The organism is Dyadobacter sp. HNCC25DJ185, assembly GCF_056895195.1.
In genome coordinates this window covers 1-19,690 of record NZ_JBXHAR010000003.1, presented here as the reverse complement: position 1 = coordinate 19,690, position 19,690 = coordinate 1, and the positions used below count along the sequence as shown (strand labels likewise).

Here is a 19,690-nt window from a genome sequence, read left to right as displayed (position 1 = left end):
GTACGAGGTTTATGTATATTTAGCCAAACAAGTTCTCAACCTTGAAAGCTAATATATATGAATTTACACCGTAAAACGCTGGTTCTATTGCACGGACATGGCGTAGATGATACCATTTGGGACAGTGTAGATGCCAATCTCAACGAGTATTTCACGATTGTCAGGCCCAATATTTCGCTCTTTACTTTCTGTCAGTCTGTCGAAGATTATGCAGACGAATTACATCGATTTCTAACCAATGCGACGATAAAAAAATGCACTTTGATCGGCCATTCGATGGGTGGTTACATCGCTCTGGCTTTTGCTGAAAAATATCCGGATATGCTGGACGGGTTTGGGCTATTTCACTCAACCGCCTACGCCGACGATGAATCGAAGAAACAACAGCGCAATAAAATGGCCGAATTGCTCCGGAATCATGGAAGTGCATCTTTTATTAAAAATACCGGACCCAATATGTTCGGGGATCGTTACAAAGAACTGTTTCCCGAGAAAGTAAGTGACCACATTGCGCGCTTCGGAAAGCTTCCTGCAGAAGCACTGATTGCCGGAATGATTGCCATGAGAAACCGCCCCGACAGAACGGCTGTTTTATCCTCAATGCCCTTTCCGGTGCTATTTATCATTGGAATGCAGGATAAGCTCATCCCCTTCGAAAGCTTGATCGGGTTATCTGAGTATCCCAAAAGAAGTTACCCGTTTATTCTGGCAGAAGCAGGGCATATGGGAATGGTAGAACGTCCGGATGCCACAGCGCGCATGATTAACTGGTATATGGGCAAAATTTAATAATAAATCAATCTTTGTATCATCGAAATCAGGTCGGCGTTCGTTATGTATCTCGGAACGCTGACCTGTCTTTTATCTATGCAAAACTTTACTCCTTTCTCTTACCCGAAAAGAATTTCCCTGGTCCTGATCTGGATCCTGCTTTTACTGAATGCTTGCAAGACCGATAATCCGGCTCCTGTCGACCCGGTTGAACAGAATAAATACCTCAAGGAAAGCAGTGTTATCACTGAGCTTACTAAAGATCAGGTCACAGTAAAGGCCAACGCACTTAATCCATTGCTTGCTGCTTATGTTAAAAACGGAATAAAAGTTTATAAGATCACGTACCAAACAAAGAATACGGATGGCGCTGACATTACTGCATCCGGTGCCTTAATCCTTCCGAATACTGATCAGACTGCTTCAATGATCAGTATACAGCATGGAACGATCCGCGAGGACGCTTCTGCACCTTCCAATTTTAGCGACAGTGGCGAAGCTGCTTCTTTCGGCTCACTATTTGGTTCAATGGGTTACATTATTGCTTATCCGGACTATATCGGCTACGGAGCGTCCAAGGATTACCCGCATCCATACGAACACCGTGCAAGCCTGGCTTCCTCGACACTGGATATGCTTCGTGCTGCCAAAGAGTTTTTAAAAGGACAAACCGCAGTCAAATGGGACGAAAAACTTTATGTGGCGGGCTATTCGGAGGGAGGTTATGCGACCATGTGCCTTCAAAAAAAGATCGAAGAAGAAGCATCAGCTGAATTCAACCTGAGGGCATCGAGCTGCGGTGCCGGGGCTTATGATAAAACAGCTTTCATGGAGTATGTGATCAATAACACAACACATGGTATTTCCTCTTACAATGTACTTTACCTTTGGGTTTTATTGACATACGACAGAATTTACGGTCTAAACCGTCCGACTTCCTACTACTTTAAAGAGCCATTCGCTTCGGCTATCGCATCCAATGGATTCAATATTTCAATCAATCAAAGTTTCAACACCATTCTGACCGATTCATTTAAAAAAGACCTGAACGACGGCACGGACAAAGGATTTATAGCTGCAATTGGCGATAATGATGTTTACAACTGGAAGCCCAAGACACCAACGAGGCTTTTTCACGGCGATGCCGACAAACTGGTGTTCTATTTCAATTCCGAAAAAGCATATAACACAATGAAGGGGCTCGGTGCGGCCGACGTGCAGCTTATCACTGTTCCGGGCGGTGATCATAGTACTTCCATTGTCACATTCCTGGCTGGCACACTGGCATTTTTCACCTCAACAAAGTGATTATCGCTTATATTTGCAATCTACCAACTGAATAGAGTAACTATTCTTTGATTTTTGGTGTTAATTTCTGCAACACGAATTACAATCTGATGTCCTCATTGCTTGATCTGGTCGGTAACACGCCGCTTGTTGAATTAAAAAAAATCAATCCCAACCCCAACGTTAAAATTTTCGGAAAACTGGAAGGGAACAATCCAGGGGGGAGCGTGAAGGACCGCGCTGCCTTCAGTATGATCCAGGGCGCGCTTGAACGCGGGGAGATCAAGCCGGGAATGAAGCTGATAGAAGCGACCAGCGGAAATACAGGCATTGCCCTTGCTATGATTGCGAGGCTGTTTGATCTTGAAATAGAGCTTATTATGCCTCAAAGCTCAACAAAAGAACGGGTACTGACCATGGAAGCCTTCGGTGCAAGAGTGATCCTGACGGAGACAATGGAGAGCGCCAGGGACTTTGCAGAAGAGAAGGCTTCAGCGGGTAATTATTTCATGCTTAACCAATTTGCCAATCCCGACAACTGGAAAGCGCATTATCGCACTACCGGTCCTGAAATCCTGAGGGACACCAATCAGAAAATTACCCACTTTGTTTCTTCCATGGGTACCACCGGGACTATTATGGGTGTTTCCCGCTATCTGAAAGAAGAGAATAGCGCTATACAAATCATCGGATGCCAGCCGACTGATGGATCAAGTATTCCAGGTATCCGTAAGTGGCCGCCCGAATATCTGCCTAAAATTTTCGAACGAAACCGTGTAGATCGTGTGGTAGAAGTGACTCAGGAAAATGCAGTGACAATGACCCGCAAACTGGCAAAAGAAGAGGCTGTTTTTGCCGGGATGAGTAGTGGCGGCGCGGCATGGGCAGCAGTTGAGCTGGCAAAGGAGTTAACTGCGGGAGTAATTGTCTTCATAATCTGTGATCGAGGTGACCGGTATCTTTCGAGTGATTTGTTCGGGTAGTTACTTTCGGCAGTCAGCTTTCGAATTTAGGTTGCAGGCTTGACTGCCGAAAATAAATCCTCTTCAGAACCATCCAGCCCCGAGATTTCTGAATGGCCAGGGAATAGCAACCAGAATGATGATAAGCGCCATTGCGTAAAAATACAGTACCGTCCGGTGCTTATCCGCTCCGCTCAATTTTTTGGAACGGGATCTTCCTATGGTAATCAGTACTACAGCGATAACCATCATCAGAACATGTTCAACCGAATAGAACCTGAAAACAGCCACACTCAGTTGCTTAAAATTCACTTTAGCGCTCATGACGTAAAGGATCAAACCAATGAGCAGCTGAGTATGTGTTGCGATCAAGGCAAAGAGGTAAAGCTTACTATCGCCCTCCTTTGAATTTTGCCAATTGGAATAAGCAGCAAAAATAGCCGCAATTAATAGGCCCAATACTACATAACGAAGTCCCGAGTGGGCCCGTAAAAGAATATTCATGGTAAAACGATTATGGTGAATAAGTACAAGCATGCAAATGTAACGCGCATTCATCCATCGCCCAAATGCAGCAAGCCTGCATTCAACCGTTTGCAGTTATTCTGAAATAATAAACAGATATTTGCCGGTTTACAAGATCAAACATCTTACAAAATGATTATTTATAACATCACAGTCAACATCAGCCATGACGCTGAAAAAGATTGGCTGAATTACATGAAAGACATTCATATACCAGCTATATTAGAAACAGGCGTGCCTTTGGAATGCAAATTGCTGAGGTTGCTGACCGAAATTGACAACGAAGGCTCTACCTATACCACCCAATTTTCCTTCCTGACTATGGAAGATTTTCTTGCATATCAAACACATCACCAATCCCCCTTTCAGGAACGTCACCATGAGCTGTTTAATGGTAAATATGTATCCTTCCGAACACTTTTGGAGGAAGCTTGATGCCCCTTTCAGGACTTCCCGTAAGGCCTATAAATATCATTAAAAACAAGCCGTATTACTTGACATTGGCTCAATATTTCCCTTTATTTAATTTACCGTTGAAGCAAATCAGATGCCCGCTGGTTGTCTTGAGGTGTTTATTTACAAGAATTTCAAGTTCTCCCGAGCCAGGCACGGATATTGAAGAAAGACGGATTGGAAATATGTTTTACCTTAAAACAATGTGCTTATGAGACTGCAGATGCAAGCAATTCATTTTGATGCCGATCCCAAACTACTGGATTTCATTCAGCAGAAATTAGATAAATTGGATACCTTCTATGATCGCATTACCAGCGGAGAAGTATTCCTAAGGCTTGATAAGAGTGATAATGCCAAGCTACATACCAAGCTTCTTGAAGTTAAACTTTATGTTCCGGGTGGAACCATGTTTGTGAGAGAGCAAGGGACTACTTTTGAGGAAGCTACAGATTTAGCAATAGATACTTTAAAAATGCAGGTTAAAAAATTTAAAAATAAGAGGAATAATGCACGAGCGCCGAAAGTTACCGATGGGGAAGCAGACGGTGTAATCGTTTTGGCAGAAGAAACCGAAGAATAAAACCATATATATAAAACAAAGGAAGTCGCCTGGAAAGGCGGCTTCCTTTGTTTTAATCCTTACCATTATGCAAATAGAACCTGTTGTTGATTCCACTTTTGAATATCCATTTCGCTTTACCCAAAGCGAGGTACAAAGTTTCGCAGACCTCACCGGTGATAATAATCCGATCCACCTTGATGCCGAATATGCGGCTGCCACGCCGTTCAAAAGGCCGATTATTCACGGCATGCTCGGCGCCACGGTGTTTACCAAGGTATTGGGCACACAGTTCCCCGGCTACGGGTCGATTTACGTGAAGCAGACACTTGAGTTTTTAAGACCGATGTTTGTTGAAACAGACTATAAGGCTGTTTTCAGGATCGTATCCATCAATGCTGAAAAACATATGGCAGATATTTCCACCGAATTGGTAGATATTGTAACAGGGAAAGTAACCACCAAAGGGGTGGCAACCATGATCAACCGGGAAAAATTCTAAAAAATGAGGCCGGGTTAGCTGACCCGGCCTCAAAGATTTTCCGTGTGCTTCTTAAATTATTCGCCTGCGTTCTTCTTGTTCTGAACCTCTGCACGAATATCCTGAGCTAATGTTTTTAGGTCTTGCATACCCTTACGAACGCGGGTACCAGCAGCTTGGTTGCCTTTTGCATAAAACTTATCGAAATCTCCTTCCAGCGAAAGGATAAGATCTTTTACTTCCTCAAATCTTGTCATGTTTTCTTTTGTTTTTTAGTTTAAAAATGCCTCTAACACGCCAAAAACGCATGTTTTGACCGAAATTTAGTAATTAAAAGCATTTTCACAATCCAAAAAACAAAAAAAAACACCTCTAAAATGCAATTATCCGATTGTAATCGGTTAAATCTTTGAATACCAACAACTTATATAAAAGCAAAAATTAACAACAAATACACTAAAAAAGAGGACACTCTGTGTAAATGCCCTCTAATTGCGAAAAAAGCCTATTTTTTGTACTACTCTACAACTTCCTGAACATCCTCTATCTGGTACACACGGTTCTTAAGTTTATCCGCCAAAGTTGTAAACGCATTCAATGTATACTCCACATCTTCAAGCGTATGCGCCGCCGTAGGAATGATCCGCAACATGATTTGACCTTTTGGAACGACCGGATAAACGACAATGGAACAGAAAACACCCATATTCTCCCTTAAATCCCGAACCATACGCGTAACCTCCGGAACCCCTCCTTCACTGTGAAGAAAAACCGGCGTTACGGGCGATTCGGTCTCCCCGATATTGAATCCCCTCTTCCGTAACCCGTCCTGCATGGCTCTGACATTTTCCCACAGTTTCGAGCGAAGTTCCGGCATGGTCTTTACCATCTCCAGGCGTCTGCGGCAACCTTCTACATAAGGCATCGGAAGCGCCTTCGCATAGGTTTGTGAACGCATATTATATTTCAGGAACATGATGATTTCGGGATCGTCCGAGGCGATAAAAGCACCGATTGCCGCCATAGATTTAGCGAATGTGGAAAAATAGAGGTCAACTTCTTTTTGCACACCAAGCATTTCACCAACTCCTGCACCTGTTGCTCCCATGGTACCAAAACCATGTGCATCATCGACCAATAGCCTGAAATCGTATTTTTTCTTGAGCTCAGCGATTGCTTTCAAATCGCCAACCTTCCCGGACATTCCGAACACCCCTTCGGTAATAACAAGCACACCTCCACCTTTTTCATTTGCAAGCTTGGTAGCCCGGATGAGGTTTTTCTCAAGACTAACCATATCATTATGGTTGAACTTATAATACTCGCCTAATTTTGCCTTATGCAAACGGATGCCATCGATCAAACACGCGTGTGATTCGGCATCATACACAATTACATCTTTATGGTCACAGAGACATTCGATTGCGGACATAATACCCTGATAGCCATAATTCAAAAGAAATGCGTCCTTTTTACCAACAAACTCAGCCAGTTCCTTTTCAAGAATCTCGTGTAGCGTAGAATTGCCCGACATCATTCTCGCTCCCATCGGATAGGCTAAACCCCACTTAGCAGCTGCCTCTGCATCTACTTTACGAACTTCCGGATGATTTGCAAGGCCTAAATAATTATTAAGGCTCCAGTTCAACACCTCACGTCCCATAAACCTCATGCGCGGGCCCAACTCTCCTTCCAACATCGGAAATGAAAAATAATGATGGCTATTCAGCATTTTTGCCGGTGTTCCTATCGGACCTGAGTTGTTGCGCAATTTCTCGAAAATATCCACTCTCTTCTGTTTTATGTGGGTAACAATGATTACAAATGTTAGATAAATGCAAAAATAAAAAATTTAAGCTTATATTAATGCATCAACGTACAGCTGTGTCCCGTAAGTTAGCAAAATATCAAAAACCCGTTATTGTTATTTTTTCATTATACCACACGGAAAGCCCCCGGCAAATACATTCGCCGAGGGCTTAAAACTACAGAAGGTAGTATGGTTTTTCGTCGAGCGCCTACTACTGCCAGACGTTTATCCAGGTCTGAACAATCACGGCATTTTCAGTAGTCTTGCCACTAACCACATACTTATCGGCATCCAGATCGTAAGAAAAATCGAAATTCGAAATCTTGCCGTTAAACTCGTTTACCCGGGTTTTTATCATGTGTTTCGCTTCCCTTGGAAACAAAGTGCCTGACATACTTGTGTTAAATTGCCCAAGAGATCCAGACTTATCCGGGAGATCTTTATAGTAAGTGAACGTGCTTTTCCTCGTCATAACCTCTTTACTATCGTACGTCTCAAAATGTTCCATATCTCCGTCAGCGTCGTAGAACATTTTAGCTGAGCCATTTGGCAACCCGTTTTGAAAAAAATTCTGTTTTACAAGCAACCCTTTCTCGTAAGTAAATCTGGTTTCACTGCTACCTGTTAGGTTACCATTCACATCATAATAGTTAGTGGTTAACTTCTGCGCAATTCCTTTGTCAATAGAATAGAGTTCTTCTAAGATCTTTTCCCCATTCTGTATCCATAGGTAAGTAACCAGGTTCTGCCCGTATGTGATGTTCACAGTGAACGTTCCGTATACATACTTCTTTGGCGTTTTGTCAATATTGTATTCGATGTTGGTTATCTCCTGACCAAGATATGTTGTAGAGAGCAATAGTCGATCATTTACAACTGGAACCGGTAGTATGTCTGGATCTTGCGGAAGAGGGTGATCATCGCAAGAAAAAAAGACAAATACCGTTGCTAATGTTCCGATAAAGTAAGTAAGCAGATTTTTACGATTATGGTTTCTCATTACCTTGTGCTTTTGGGTGTAATGCTAAAATTATAGTTGCTTAATTACCGCAGCTAGCTTGAAGGTCGTCTAGTTATCTGCCGGTGCACAAGACTTATCCATCGGTCGATTTTTTTGGTACATAACCCATACGTTGCGAAAAGACATCGGCGAGAAATGTAAATGTCAATGTTGCTATACGTTAAATTGTCGCCTTCTCGTCCTTAATAACATTCGCTTTGTGAACATAACCTTCGGAGTCAAGCTCGTAGGAAAAATCGAGCTTTTCCACTTTACTGCCTTTCTTCAAATTCGTGTTTTATCAAATGGATTTTTCGGTAAATAGATTTCCTGTGCCGGGAGTAGTAATTTGCCCGAAAGCCTCATACCAAGACAATTTCAGTCTTTAAAAATCCATCGGTAGTCGGTCAATTATTTACCGGAAAGAAACCACTTTGATTTATGCCGAGTAGTGCGCAGCTAGCATGATACTTTTATGAGTACTGACTTCTGACTCATATTTTACTCTGATGCCTTCAATCAAAAAAATACTTATTGCCAATCGCGGCGAAATTGCGCTCCGGATTATGCGTACGGCGAAAGAAATGGGTATTGCTACTGTGGCAGTGTTTAGCGAGGCCGACCGGAAATCCCCGCATGTCAGATATGCCGATGAAGCCGTATGCATTGGACCGCCGCCTTCGTCCGAATCGTATTTGAATGCCGAAAAGATACTTCAGGTCTGCCGTGACCTGAATGTCGACGCGATTCATCCGGGTTATGGCTTTTTGTCAGAGAATGCCGTTTTTGCTCAAAAAGTCAAGGATGCAGGCTTCATTTTCATAGGTCCATCGGCAGCTTCAATTGAAGTTATGGGGAGTAAGCTGGCCGCCAAACAAGCCGCGTCGAAGTATCATATCCCGATGGTTCCCGGCACATCTACGGCGATTCAGGATGTGCAGGAAGCGAAACAGATCGCGACCGAAATTGGATATCCGATTTTGATCAAAGCAAGTGCTGGAGGCGGTGGGAAAGGGATGCGGGTGGTAGAAAATGAGGCTGAGTTTGATGAGCAAATGGCCCGTGCAGTTAGTGAAGCGCAATCTTCATTTGGCGATGGCTCCGTCTTTATTGAAAAATACATAACCTCTCCAAAGCATATTGAAATCCAGGTCTTAGGTGATCAGCACGGCAACATCATCCACTTGTTTGAGCGGGAATGTTCGGTACAGCGCCGCCATCAGAAAGTGGTTGAGGAAGCTCCGTCTATTTCGATAACCGCTGAGATCCGGGAAGAAATGGGTCGCTGCGCCGTCGACGTTGCCCGCTCCTGCGGATATTATGGTGCGGGCACGGTGGAATTCATACTAGACGAGAACCAGAATTTCTATTTTCTGGAAATGAATACCCGCTTGCAGGTGGAACACCCCGTTACCGAGCAAATCACGGGAATTGACCTGGTAAGACAGATGATCAGGATAGCAGAAGGCCGCCCTCTGGAAATCATGCAGGAAGATCTCGCGATCAAAGGCCATGCTATTGAAATCAGGGTTTATGCCGAAGATGCTTCCAACGGTTTTCTTCCAGATGTGGGAAAACTGTCTACTTATGTCAAACCTGATGGAAACGGGGTAAGGGTTGACGACGGCTTTGAAGAAGGTATGGATATTCCGATTTATTATGATCCAATGATCGCCAAATTGATCACTTATGGGGAAAACAGGGAGGAGGTAATCGCAAAAATGATACGTGCGATCGATGAATATCACATTTCAGGTGTGCAAACCACCCTTTCCTTCTGTCGTTTTGTAATGACGCACCCAGCCTTTATATCCGGCACCTTTGATACCAATTTTGTAGCCAGATACTTCCACCCGGATATAATTAAACCAAGTCATGACCCGAAAACTCAGGAGCTTGCCGCATTAATTTCTGCCTTCCTAGTAAACAATGCGCAAAGCCCCGAACTGATTCAAAATGAGGAACAGACGGCCCCTACATCTCAATGGCAATTGCGACGCATGCGTCGTAATTAGGGTTTTAGCTTATTGGATTTTCGCATAAAAATCCTTACTTTTGCGGTCTTAAATTTTTGTAATGCTGAGTTGCCAAAATTAATGCAATTTGGAATGTGCCTGCAAGTATGCCCATTGGCAAATTTTCTTTAATGATGAAGAAAAGGTCTTTCAGACAAACCGTTCAAAAGTTATAAGAGAATTAAATGAATGGTCAACAGTTCGCCTTCTGAAAATTCGTTTGATTACCATATTGTCCTACGACTAAGATATTCACAGATTATCCAGCTATGAAGCTATCCGAATTTAAGTTTGATCTCCCTCAAAGTCTTATTGCCCTTCATCCTTCTGACCGCGGCGAATCCCGACTGATGGTTGTTCATCGTAAAACGGGGGAAATCGAACATAAAACGTTTGCCGACCTCATTAACTACTTTGACGATGGCGATGTAATGGCCATTAACGATACTAAAGTCTTCCCTGCGCGGCTTTATGGCCAAAAAGAAAAAACAGGGGCTAAAATTGAAGTCTTTCTACTACGCGAACTGAACCGAGAAATGCGTCTTTGGGATGTATTGGTTGATCCTGCACGTAAAATACGGGTGGGCAACAAGCTTTATTTTGGGGACAGTGACCTCGTGGCAGAAGTAATAGACAATACGACCTCCCGTGGCCGCACGATACGTTTCTTATACGACGGTGACAACGACGCATTTATGAAACTGGTGGATGAACTTGGCGAGACGCCGCTTCCTCCTGAGATCATTTCACGACGTAAAGTTGAAACCGCGGATCGGGAACGTTTCCAGACCATTTTCGCTGAGCATGTAGGAGCAGTTGCGGCTCCAACCGCTGGAATGCATTTTACAAAGGCAATCATGAAGCGCCTCGAAATCAAAGGCGTGAACTTTGCTCCGGTTACTTTACATGTCGGCCTTGGAACATTCCGGACAGTTGACGTTGAGGATCTGACCAAACATAAAACGGATTCCGAAAATTACAGGATCAGCCAGAGCAGCGCCAATATAGTCAACGCTGCCATTGATGGAAAAAAACGAATTTGTGCTGTAGGCACCACCTCTCTTAAAGCCATTGAATCTTCCGTATCTGCCAGCGGACATCTGAAACCAGTTGAAGGATGGACTGACAAATTTGTGTTCCCGCCGTATGATTTCAAGATCGCAAATGCATTGCTTTCCAATTTTCAGCTGCCCGAATCCATTCTTCTGATGTCGGCATGTGCATTCGGCGGTTTTGATCTGGTGATGAAAGCCTACGAGATGGCAATCAAGGAGAAGTACAAATTTTTCACCTATGGTGACGCGATGCTGATCGTATAAAATTTCCTCTTTAAATGAAGTGGTCATTTATATTAGGGACTGTTGGTCCTTAACATAAATGACTTTTTTTTAAATAGCTACCGTATGCAGGAACATGCCATTATAGTTGCCGGGGGATCGGGGAGCAGAATGAAAAGCGATATTCCGAAACAATTTCTGACCATTCACAGACTTCCTGTCTTAATGCATACAATCAAGGCTTTCAGACGTTATTCTGATGATCTCCATATCATTCTCGTCCTGCCTGAAAATCAATTCAATTTCTGGAACGAATTGTGTGTTAAGCATGATTTCCCTGAAATCTTTACTCTTGTAAAAGGAGGGGAGACACGTTTTCATTCGGTGCAGAATGGCTTAAACAGCATTGCAGCTGATGGACTTGTAGCCGTTCACGACGGTGTGAGGCCCATCATTTTCAAAGAAATTATTGCTGACAGTTTTAGGCAGGCCGAGCGTTTCGGTACTGCAGTCGTAAGCGTTCCTTTGAAAGACTCCATAAGAGAAGTTCATCACTCAAATGAAAACAAAGCACTCGACCGGACTAAGTTTCGCTTGATCCAGACGCCGCAAACTTTTCGTCTCGACTGGATGCGGAGGGCCTTTGCAGCACCTTATCAGGAAACATTCACCGACTGCGCCAGCGTCCTTGAGGCTGCGGGATATTCGATCCATTTGATAGAAGGAAGTTACGAGAATATAAAAATCACTACCCCGGAGGATTTACTTTGGGCGGAAGTTTATTTAAAGCCATGACAATCAATGACATCATCCATATCAGGTTATATAACCAGCTGGTTGCTGATCAACGCTTTAACTCACCAAAAGAAGTTGTATCATGGCTTGGCGCTGCCCAGGCACAGGATTACCTAGGGGCGAAATGGTCAATTGGACTAAGGATAAAGGGAGGTACAGAGCTGGATATTGATAAGGCATTGGCTGCTCGTTCCATTATCCGCACCTGGCCGATGCGAGGTACTTTGCATTTCGTGGCATCAGAAGATGCACGCTGGATGCTTAAATTACTGACACCCAGGATTATTGCAGGATCGGCAGGTCGCCACAAGCAGTTAAATCTGAATGAAAAGGCCTTTGAGCAAAGTATGGATTTGCTTATTAACGCAATGACAGGAGGAAAGCAACTTATGCGTAAGGAAGCCTTCAAATTATTGGAGGAAAATGGGATTTCCACAGCCGGGCTGCGGGGTATCCATATCATCAATTATCTGGCGCAAAAGCAGATAATCTGCCACGGCACCCACAACGAGAAACAACCTACCTACGCTCTTTTCGACGACTGGGTAACAAGTTCGAAAGACTTGGAAGGAGAAGACGCGCTTTGCGAATTGGCTCTGCGCTACTTTGTCGGCCACGGACCGGCCACTCTCAACGATTTCATCTGGTGGACAGGACTGAAAGTGTCCGACGCGAAAATCGGCGTTAATCTGGCGAAATCAAAACTTGAATCATCCGAGGTTGATGGAAAAATCTACTGGCACGCACCGGACCTTCCTGATGTCGCAAAGTTCAATTCGGCCCTACTGCTTCCCGGTTTTGACGAATATATGATGGGGTACACCGACAGGTCTCTTATTTTGGAGAAGTCCCACTTGCAAAAGATCATTCCAGGCAACAATGGCGTGTTCATGCCAACCATTGTCATCAAAGGAAAGGTGAAGGGAACCTGGAAAAGGGTGATAAAAAAAGATTCCGTCCAGCTTGAATTATTTCCGTTTGAAAAACTGAGCTTGTCGACAAAACATTCAGTCGAGGTAGAGGCCCGAAAGTTTGGTAAATACCTGATGAAGAAAGTTTCCTCTGTTAATTGGATGTAAGCAGTTATTCGCTCCATATCAGAGCCATTTATCAAACCAGTCGAAGGCATCCTGCTGCATTTGGACATCGAACTTATGCGGTCCGTCATAAAATTTGGCGATATATTTTTCAGGAGCATTGGCTTTCTTATACACCTCACCAAGTACTTGATCCGCCCTTTTCATTTCAGACAAAGTGTAAAGTTCATCCTGATTGTTATTTTGCACCAGGGTGGGTAGAGGCACCCGTAGACCCAGAATTTCAGGAAAATCAAGATATTGCGGTAATAATGGCGTATAAGTCATCCAGGTATGATTGAACGATTTATTAAGAACCAGGTCGGCCCAGGTTGTCATAAATCCAATGCAGACCGCACATTTGATTCTTTCATCCAGGCCACCCAGATAAACTGTCCTTAGTCCGCCGCCCGATAGCCCGGCACATCCGATACGTCTTGGATCAACATCCTCACGGCTGCTTAAAATATCCAGGGCAATCTGATCCTCCGACAAAAAAACACCGGGCCAGGTGGTACCGGCACTAAATAACGATTTGGACATTACGTGCTCGTGTTCGGACGACCACTTATTGTAAGTCTCAATATTTTCACTCTTTTCAGGATCAATATCACTCTTGCCACTGGTATTCACTTCGCCCCAATCCAATCCCTTTACATCTTCATAATAAACACGTCGGCTACCGAATGCAAAGGCATCGTGAACCATCACAACGTATCCCCGTCTGGCTATTTCATTTGCCCATGCTTTACCTCCGTAATCCGTTTCCTGGTGTTCCTTAAGAAGTGGATGCTGGTCGTCCGAAGTTTTAACGATCTTTCTTAATCCAAAATACTTTTTGCCTGCGTGATCGTGCAATCCTACGATTGCTGGCAGGGGTTTATTTGTTCCTTTTGGCTTTAAAACTACCGCGCTGGTTGGCCTTCCATAAGACAATTTCCAAGTAAGCTCTTCAATGTCCAGTCCATCGTAAGTGTATTTTCTAACAACCGTTACTTCTGGTAACTGGCCCTTGGGTGGACTGGCAACGAGTTCACGAACCTTAGTTAATGTGTCTTTTCTCCATTTTGCAATGTCTTTGAAATGACTGTTACGAAATGACAAAGGGGGCATTGCAGGTAGAAGAGATGCCGCCCAGGGGCCGTAGCCGCCAATTAAGCTCTTTTCTGACGATATGGACATCATGTTCTGTTTTTCTGAGGAAAAAATCTCCGTGAATAGGTTTTTACCCTTGAGAAGAGTCAGTGAACCAAGCGTTGTCGCTTTAACAAATTGTCGTCTTTTGATATCCCCGTTTTCGTCTTGATCTATTTTCATAATCTCAAACCTTTACGAAGATTTTTTGACGATATAGTACATATAAGAAAAGCCATACCAGTACGAAGCCTCCAAGGGCGTTATATACCTCATGCCATTTTTCAGGAGCGTATTTATAGAAACCTTCAAAAAGCAGCTTAGAAGTATAGTTAAAATCCACAAATCTGACGGCCAAATAAATGACTAGTGAGTTCATCCCGATGACCCGGAAAAAAAACGCCCATTTACTGTAACCCTTCACGTCGATTATCCAATAAAAAATGGTGAGCAATGTAAAGGCCATTCCTGAGGTCAGCATTATAAAAGAGCTGGACCAAAGATGTTTGTTGATAGGAATAGCGTAATTCCATGCTATTCCCCCGATAATTCCTGTGACTCCCAGCAGAAGCAGTTGTTTCAATTTTTCGGTTGAAGGAATTGCCTTCTGAAGAACATCGCCTGCCAGGGTTCCAAAGATGGTCAAACACAATGCGGGAAATTGGGTTAGCAGAGCCAATTCATCATACGTACCTTGTTTGAGTTTTCCGGGCATGAAGCTTCGGTCAAACCATCCTATCAGGTTTCCTTCAAAAGAGAAATCTCCTGGTCCAAAGCCCGGCACAGGTATTAGCAGCAAAGCGAGATAATACAATGCCAAAATGCCCAATGCAATATAAAGCCTTTGTCTCCAGGAATATTTCATATACAAAATAGCACCAATAAAGGTAGCAAGGCCGATGCGGCCCAACACACTTCCGTAGCGAATGTGCGCCGGATCAAAAACATCGATCGGCGCATTTTTATCAAGGATACCTAAGGCAATAAGGATTAACATTCTTTTGAAAAGCTTATTCCTAAGGTCGGCATGGCTGATTCCCTTAGCGATACCACCTGTAATACTGAATGTCATAGAGGTCCCTGCCAGAAAAAGGAACAAGGGAAAAATGAAATCAAAAAAAGTGAATCCATGCCAAGCAGGATGCTCGAACTGGGACGCAACCCAGTCAATAATGGGTATACCTGTTTTCCCACCCAATAAAAAAATAAATGCCCCTCCGCCGGAAATCATCAGCATATCGAAACCTCGTAATGCATCTATGGACGCAAGCCTTGTTGAAGAATTGGCTTGCTTGATTTCAAGCTGCTTGGTTTCGAATGGTGCTTCCATCAAATCACTGTTACAATTTACACTATAAGAAATTGATTATCTGACTCTTACTGCCTATTTCCTTGCAATATTATTCCTCTATACTGATTTCTTTCCCAAGTAAAAGGCTCGACGAATCTCTATCAAGAAAAAAGGTGCAATTAGGATGTTGCTGCAGAATGCTTGCCGGGAATTCGTTACTCACTTTATTCTCAATGCTATTCCTTACCGCAATGGCCTTTCGCATATCAGGCACTGAACAAATAATATGTTGCGATTTCATGATTTGCTTTACAGACATGCTGATAGCCTGCAACGGAACTTCGCCAATCGATGCAAACCATCCCTCTCCCATCTGTTGTCTACGGCATGGTTCATCCAAATTAACGACGAGATAAGGCTCTTCTGTTAAGAAATCGGCGGGAGGGTCGTTAAAGGCAAGGTGTCCGTTTTCCCCTATCCCCACCAGTGCAATATCAATGGGATGCTCACTAATTATTTTTTTCAAGGTTGAAATTTCTACGACGGGATCCCCCTCCCCATTAATCAGATAGCTGGCTTTGAGGGGCGGTACTTTTGATAAAAACCGACTTTTCAGGTACCTCCTGAAACTCGCCGGATGAGATAACGGTAGACCTATATACTCATCCAAATGAAACATGGTAACTTTACTCCAATCCACCTCTTTATCCTCGATTAAGTGTGATAGTGTTTCAAATTGACTTGTACCTGTAGCCAGGATTACATTGGCTTCTCCCTTTTCTGCAATTGTATTCTTGATCACCTTCGCTGCATACGCCCCTGCCAGCCGCCCTAAATCCTCCTTATTATCCGATATAACAACTTTCATCCGAGTTATGATTTGACTCCTGTATTTCCACCTTCATTCAATGCAATATCAACTGGTTTGTTCTTTTTCCATGCGCCATTTGTAAAATCAGGGATATCAATGGAATTAGATTTGTTTGCCACCGACCACTCGCTCAACGGAGAAATTACACTCCAGGAAGCCGCGTCATATACATCTTGATCCAGTGGCAGACCATTTCTTAGGCAATCTATGAGCCGCCAGTCCATCAAAAAGTCCATTCCGCCATGTCCGCCAACCTTCTTCGCCAATTCTCCGATTCTCTTTACGATTTCAGGTCGGTACTTTTCTTCAAGTGCTTTAAAATCACTTTCACTAACCCATTCATGACCCTGTGAAATTCGGCCTTCTTGTCCATTTTCGGGGAGCGGATATTTTTGTGCAGATGCCTTCGTACCGCTTACCAGATGCAAGCGGGAATATGGTCTCGGTGATGAGACGTCGTGCTGCAACATGATTGTTTTGCCTTTGCTTGTTTTGATCGTAGTGGTATTCATATTTCCACGAAATCGTTTGCCAGCAAACTCCTTAAAATCAGGGTCTTTGAGGGCCAGCTCATCGGCTCTGGCTTGTAACATAAAGTCATTACTGCTCATGGATACAAGAAAGTCCATCTTATCTCCACGGTTAATATCAAGTATCTGGGCTATCGGCCCAAGTCCGTGTGTTGGATATAAATTTCCATTACGCTCGTTTTCCCGGAGTCTCCATAAATCAAACCTTTTGTCTTTTTCGAAAAGAGAATCAAATATATCGTGAATGTAAGCTCCTTCTACATGGACTATTTCCCCAAAAAAACCCTGTCTTGCCATATTCAGCGTCAGCAACTCGAAAAAATCATAACAACAATTTTCGAGCATCATGCAGTGCTTTTTAGTGCGTTCAGAAGTTTCAACTAGCTTCCAGCAGTCGCTGACAGTGGTTGCGGCAGGAATCTCAACAGCCACATGCTTACCCTGTTCCATTGCGTAAAGAGCCATCGGAGCGTGCAGGCTCCATGGTGTACAGATGTAAATCAGGTCGAGATCCTTCCTTTCACAAAGCTTTTTCCAGGCATCCTTCGAACCAGAATAGGTCTCCACCAAATGACCCGTGGATTCCAATTGCTTTTTAGCAGCGGCAACTTTCTCCGGCACGATGTCAGCAACGGCCTTTACCTCGACATGATCGAGATTCACTATTCGTTTGATCGCCCCACTACCTCTGTTTCCCAATCCAATATATCCGATCCGGACTGTATCAATCTTTGGAGCAGCATAACCACTCATGTTAAAAACCTGCTTTTGTACATTTTCATTACCTCCAAATAGACTAGAAGGGGATCCAATTTTCTTGCTTGTCAAACTTATCCCACCCAAGCCTGCCATTTTGAGGAATTCTCTTTTTTTCATTTTGCAGTTATTTAAATTAAACTGAAAAACTCTTGCGTTTCTACAATTTTACAATGTTTTAGACTGGCATTTCGGATATTTACTTAAAATAGTTGCGAGAACGTTATCGGAGCGAACTAATTAACTCAGGACATTCCAAACAGTACATGGCTAAACGATACGCCACAATTAAAGACATTGCGAAGGCTTTACAGATATCTGTGTCAACAGTCTCCCGCGCCCTCCGCAACACGCATGACGTAAGTGAGGATACCAAACTGCGGGTTATTGAAACCGCTTCGCGGATCAATTATCGCCCTAACTTTAATGCTACAGGCTTAGTGAAAAGAAGTAGCCATAAAATAGGGATCATAATTCCGTCCATCACTAACTACTATTTCTCAACCGTAATTACAGGGATCCAGGAAGATGCTTTCGAAAAAGGTTATCAGGTTATTCTGTATGTAACCAACGACTCCGCGGAGTGGGAAGAAAAAATAGTAAAAGAGTTATCACCTGGCAGCGTTGATGGCATACTGGTTTGTATTACCTCCAATACGCAATCCTTTAAACATTTTCAGGACTTGATTGATGAAGGTTTCCCGGTCGTGTTTTTTGACCGTTTCCCAGCTGCGCTGAATGCCTCACGAGTATTGCAGGATGATTACAATGGTGCGTGCATAGCAACCGAACATTTGGTGCAATCAGGATACAAGAAAATCGCCCACATCACAGGTCCTGGGAATCTGAGTCTTACGCAGAATCGTTTACGGGGATATCATGACACCCTTCGGAAACATGACCTCCATTCTACTGGTATAATACATTCCGGTTTCAGCAAGGAAGACGGTTTCCAAGATCTCCAAAAAATTCTTGCTCTCGAAACAATTCCCGATGCCATTTTCGCAGTTAACGACCGGAAAGCCATAGGAGCAATGCTGGCCCTCAAAAAAATGAAAATCGAAACCGGCAGGGAAATGGGTATAATAGGTTTTACAAATGATCCAATTTCAGAAATAATATCTCCATCTCTCACAACAATAGCCGAACCTGCATACGAAATCGGCAAAAAGTGCTGTGAGATATTAATCCGCCATATACAGAAAAGCAGTTATCCCATTCAGGAGGTTGTCCTTCCAACAGAGCTGATTATCCGTGAATCCACCAAACGGCACGGCTGGTAAACACTGCTATCATGACTGAGCCCCATTGCTCGCATTTAAGAAGTGCGTTCTGGCCAAGCAGAAAATATAGAAGATATCGAACATAGTGCCCGCCAAATGCAATAAATATAGGTTTCCTGGACGTCATCATATGTCGGCTTCAGCATGTGAAAGTGATCAATAACCGCGATGCCTTTAAAAACCATCAGTTAACGATCAATCCGCAGCGGCGGCCGCCAATATTGGCAACCATGCTCCGCTTATACCTACCATAATCCTTCAATACGCTCTGGATCTTTTTCCAAACCCTAAATAACGGAGCCCGCTTGCATAGTTGATCATGGCAACCAATGAGCCTCCACGGCTTTTGCAGCTTTGTTGGTTACAGGGGTACAGCTCGCAATTGGATAGTAAAGTTGGGCAATGCCTAAATACGAACCTGTGCTCTGAAGTATAAAAGTCATTCGCCGCATGTTCACGCTGAATCCAGCCTTGTAAATCGCTGATATCGTCTTGCTTCGGCGATCCAATTATATTGCAGCTGATAATTGTTTGGGGCCCAAAATGGAAATGTTCGCCTATTTCAAAGCACAGAAGGAACTATTATCAATACAACCCCAACCAGCCAAGTTTAAAAAATGAGCAAACTCTTTGGTCATTCGAGTTCCTCTTGCACTGCATTCCTTTCCTGACCTTATCTCACCTGTATCCCTGACTTCCCACCGACGGCGCTCGATACAAGGCGTACCCGCTGATTGCAAATAGTCAGTAGGTAGAAAGGTTCTTTTCTTCTATGTAAATATGAAGACCCTTGAGAAGCCCCCATTTTTGG

19 protein-coding genes are annotated in these 19,690 nt (G+C 43.5%); 11 read left to right on the top strand and 8 right to left on the bottom strand.

Annotation, left to right across the window (positions count from 1 at the left end; translation table 11 throughout):
• Window positions 1-57 precede the first annotated feature (57 nt).
• The 3 genes from AC1XUF_RS08690 (at window position 58) to cysM (ending at window position 3,041) form a co-directional block, all read left to right on the top strand.
• Entirely contained in the window at window positions 58-789 is a 732-nt protein-coding gene (locus AC1XUF_RS08690) for an alpha/beta fold hydrolase (protein WP_483341311.1), read from the top strand.
• 78 nt (window positions 790-867) lie between these two features.
• Window positions 868-2,079 (top strand): alpha/beta hydrolase family protein, encoded by a 1,212-nt coding sequence (locus tag AC1XUF_RS08685; protein ID WP_483341310.1) that lies wholly within the window; start codon window positions 868-870, stop codon window positions 2,077-2,079.
• An 89-nt stretch (window positions 2,080-2,168) separates the two neighbouring features.
• On the top strand, window positions 2,169-3,041 hold the full coding sequence (cysM, locus tag AC1XUF_RS08680; RefSeq protein ID WP_483341309.1) for a cysteine synthase CysM: 873 nt from the start codon (window positions 2,169-2,171) through the stop codon (window positions 3,039-3,041).
• 63 nt (window positions 3,042-3,104) lie between these two features.
• Here the strand turns inward: cysM and AC1XUF_RS08675 are convergent, their stop codons facing one another.
• Window positions 3,105-3,524, bottom strand: coding sequence for a cytochrome B (locus AC1XUF_RS08675; protein WP_483341308.1), 420 nt, complete (start codon window positions 3,522-3,524; stop codon window positions 3,105-3,107).
• A gap of 153 nt (window positions 3,525-3,677) precedes the next feature.
• Between AC1XUF_RS08675 and AC1XUF_RS08670 the strand changes: the two genes are divergently transcribed.
• The 3 genes from AC1XUF_RS08670 (at window position 3,678) to AC1XUF_RS08660 (ending at window position 5,062) form a co-directional block, all read left to right on the top strand.
• Complete coding sequence (locus tag AC1XUF_RS08670) at window positions 3,678-3,980, top strand: DUF4286 family protein (protein ID WP_483341307.1); 303 nt, start codon at window positions 3,678-3,680, stop codon at window positions 3,978-3,980.
• A gap of 229 nt (window positions 3,981-4,209) precedes the next feature.
• Window positions 4,210-4,581, top strand: coding sequence for an HPF/RaiA family ribosome-associated protein (locus AC1XUF_RS08665; RefSeq protein WP_483341306.1), 372 nt, complete (start codon window positions 4,210-4,212; stop codon window positions 4,579-4,581).
• A gap of 67 nt (window positions 4,582-4,648) precedes the next feature.
• Window positions 4,649-5,062 carry a MaoC family dehydratase gene (locus AC1XUF_RS08660; protein WP_483341305.1) on the top strand — a complete coding sequence of 138 codons (414 nt, stop codon included), beginning with the start codon at window positions 4,649-4,651 and terminating at the stop codon, window positions 5,060-5,062.
• Between the two features lie 56 nt (window positions 5,063-5,118).
• Here the strand turns inward: AC1XUF_RS08660 and AC1XUF_RS08655 are convergent, their stop codons facing one another.
• The 3 genes from AC1XUF_RS08655 to AC1XUF_RS08645 all read right to left on the bottom strand — a co-directional run bounded on the left by AC1XUF_RS08655 (window position 5,119) and on the right by AC1XUF_RS08645 (window position 7,851).
• Window positions 5,119-5,298, bottom strand: a complete 180-nt coding sequence (locus tag AC1XUF_RS08655) for a histone H1 (protein ID WP_483341304.1) — start codon at window positions 5,296-5,298, stop codon at window positions 5,119-5,121.
• Between the two features lie 260 nt (window positions 5,299-5,558).
• Complete coding sequence (locus tag AC1XUF_RS08650) at window positions 5,559-6,830, bottom strand: aminotransferase class I/II-fold pyridoxal phosphate-dependent enzyme (protein ID WP_483341303.1); 1,272 nt, start codon at window positions 6,828-6,830, stop codon at window positions 5,559-5,561.
• A gap of 232 nt (window positions 6,831-7,062) precedes the next feature.
• Window positions 7,063-7,851, bottom strand: a complete 789-nt coding sequence (locus AC1XUF_RS08645; protein ID WP_483341302.1) for a hypothetical protein — start codon at window positions 7,849-7,851, stop codon at window positions 7,063-7,065.
• A gap of 509 nt (window positions 7,852-8,360) precedes the next feature.
• On the opposite strand from AC1XUF_RS08645, the gene accC reads away from it, so the two are divergent.
• The 4 genes from accC (at window position 8,361) to AC1XUF_RS08625 (ending at window position 13,017) form a co-directional block, all read left to right on the top strand.
• Window positions 8,361-9,866, top strand: coding sequence for an acetyl-CoA carboxylase biotin carboxylase subunit (gene accC, locus AC1XUF_RS08640; protein WP_483341301.1), 1,506 nt, complete (start codon window positions 8,361-8,363; stop codon window positions 9,864-9,866).
• A 269-nt stretch (window positions 9,867-10,135) separates the two neighbouring features.
• Window positions 10,136-11,185, top strand: coding sequence for a tRNA preQ1(34) S-adenosylmethionine ribosyltransferase-isomerase QueA (gene queA / locus AC1XUF_RS08635; protein ID WP_483341300.1), 1,050 nt, complete (start codon window positions 10,136-10,138; stop codon window positions 11,183-11,185).
• 84 nt (window positions 11,186-11,269) lie between these two features.
• Entirely contained in the window at window positions 11,270-11,938 is a 669-nt protein-coding gene (locus tag AC1XUF_RS08630) for a 2-C-methyl-D-erythritol 4-phosphate cytidylyltransferase (RefSeq protein ID WP_483341299.1), read from the top strand.
• A complete protein-coding gene (locus AC1XUF_RS08625) occupies window positions 11,935-13,017 on the top strand; it encodes a winged helix DNA-binding domain-containing protein (RefSeq protein WP_483341298.1) in 1,083 nt (360 codons plus the stop codon). Before AC1XUF_RS08630 ends, AC1XUF_RS08625 begins: the two co-directional genes overlap by 4 nt.
• An 18-nt stretch (window positions 13,018-13,035) precedes the next feature.
• Here the strand turns inward: AC1XUF_RS08625 and AC1XUF_RS08620 are convergent, their stop codons facing one another.
• From AC1XUF_RS08620 to AC1XUF_RS08605, 4 genes are all read right to left on the bottom strand, one after another.
• Complete coding sequence (locus AC1XUF_RS08620) at window positions 13,036-14,331, bottom strand: alpha/beta hydrolase family protein (protein WP_483341297.1); 1,296 nt, start codon at window positions 14,329-14,331, stop codon at window positions 13,036-13,038.
• 4 nt (window positions 14,332-14,335) lie between these two features.
• Window positions 14,336-15,478, bottom strand: coding sequence for an acyltransferase family protein (locus tag AC1XUF_RS08615; RefSeq protein ID WP_483341296.1), 1,143 nt, complete (start codon window positions 15,476-15,478; stop codon window positions 14,336-14,338).
• A gap of 70 nt (window positions 15,479-15,548) precedes the next feature.
• Window positions 15,549-16,307: a glucosamine-6-phosphate deaminase gene (locus AC1XUF_RS08610; RefSeq protein ID WP_483341294.1), complete on the bottom strand. Its 759-nt coding sequence runs from the start codon at window positions 16,305-16,307 to the stop codon at window positions 15,549-15,551.
• 5 nt (window positions 16,308-16,312) lie between these two features.
• The gene (locus tag AC1XUF_RS08605) at window positions 16,313-17,716 is read right to left on the bottom strand and encodes a Gfo/Idh/MocA family protein (protein ID WP_483341293.1); all 1,404 of its coding nucleotides are present in this window, start codon (window positions 17,714-17,716) and stop codon (window positions 16,313-16,315) included.
• Window positions 17,717-17,862: 146 nt separating this feature from the next.
• Between AC1XUF_RS08605 and AC1XUF_RS08600 the strand changes: the two genes are divergently transcribed.
• Window positions 17,863-18,879 (top strand): LacI family DNA-binding transcriptional regulator, encoded by a 1,017-nt coding sequence (locus AC1XUF_RS08600; protein WP_483341291.1) that lies wholly within the window; start codon window positions 17,863-17,865, stop codon window positions 18,877-18,879.
• Window positions 18,880-19,690: the final 811 nt, after the last annotated feature.

Excerpts from the sequence above, each read along its gene's own strand:
- AC1XUF_RS08690 (WP_483341311.1), top strand. The coding sequence starts at position 58 with ATGAATTTACACCGTAAAACGCTGGTTCTATTGCACGGACATGGCGTA.
- AC1XUF_RS08685 (WP_483341310.1), top strand. The coding sequence starts at position 868 with ATGCAAAACTTTACTCCTTTCTCTTACCCGAAAAGAATTTCCCTGGTC.
- cysM (WP_483341309.1), top strand. The coding sequence starts at position 2,169 with ATGTCCTCATTGCTTGATCTGGTCGGTAACACGCCGCTTGTTGAATTA.
- AC1XUF_RS08675 (WP_483341308.1), bottom strand. The coding sequence starts at position 3,524 with ATGAATATTCTTTTACGGGCCCACTCGGGACTTCGTTATGTAGTATTG.
- AC1XUF_RS08670 (WP_483341307.1), top strand. The coding sequence starts at position 3,678 with ATGATTATTTATAACATCACAGTCAACATCAGCCATGACGCTGAAAAA.
- AC1XUF_RS08665 (WP_483341306.1), top strand. The coding sequence starts at position 4,210 with ATGAGACTGCAGATGCAAGCAATTCATTTTGATGCCGATCCCAAACTA.
- AC1XUF_RS08660 (WP_483341305.1), top strand. The coding sequence starts at position 4,649 with ATGCAAATAGAACCTGTTGTTGATTCCACTTTTGAATATCCATTTCGC.
- AC1XUF_RS08655 (WP_483341304.1), bottom strand. The coding sequence starts at position 5,298 with ATGACAAGATTTGAGGAAGTAAAAGATCTTATCCTTTCGCTGGAAGGA.
- AC1XUF_RS08645 (WP_483341302.1), bottom strand. The coding sequence starts at position 7,851 with ATGAGAAACCATAATCGTAAAAATCTGCTTACTTACTTTATCGGAACA.
- accC (WP_483341301.1), top strand. The coding sequence starts at position 8,361 with ATGCCTTCAATCAAAAAAATACTTATTGCCAATCGCGGCGAAATTGCG.
- queA (WP_483341300.1), top strand. The coding sequence starts at position 10,136 with ATGAAGCTATCCGAATTTAAGTTTGATCTCCCTCAAAGTCTTATTGCC.
- AC1XUF_RS08630 (WP_483341299.1), top strand. The coding sequence starts at position 11,270 with ATGCAGGAACATGCCATTATAGTTGCCGGGGGATCGGGGAGCAGAATG.
- AC1XUF_RS08625 (WP_483341298.1), top strand. The coding sequence starts at position 11,935 with ATGACAATCAATGACATCATCCATATCAGGTTATATAACCAGCTGGTT.
- AC1XUF_RS08620 (WP_483341297.1), bottom strand. The coding sequence starts at position 14,331 with ATGAAAATAGATCAAGACGAAAACGGGGATATCAAAAGACGACAATTT.
- AC1XUF_RS08615 (WP_483341296.1), bottom strand. The coding sequence starts at position 15,478 with ATGGAAGCACCATTCGAAACCAAGCAGCTTGAAATCAAGCAAGCCAAT.
- AC1XUF_RS08610 (WP_483341294.1), bottom strand. The coding sequence starts at position 16,307 with ATGAAAGTTGTTATATCGGATAATAAGGAGGATTTAGGGCGGCTGGCA.
- AC1XUF_RS08605 (WP_483341293.1), bottom strand. The coding sequence starts at position 17,716 with ATGAAAAAAAGAGAATTCCTCAAAATGGCAGGCTTGGGTGGGATAAGT.
- AC1XUF_RS08600 (WP_483341291.1), top strand. The coding sequence starts at position 17,863 with ATGGCTAAACGATACGCCACAATTAAAGACATTGCGAAGGCTTTACAG.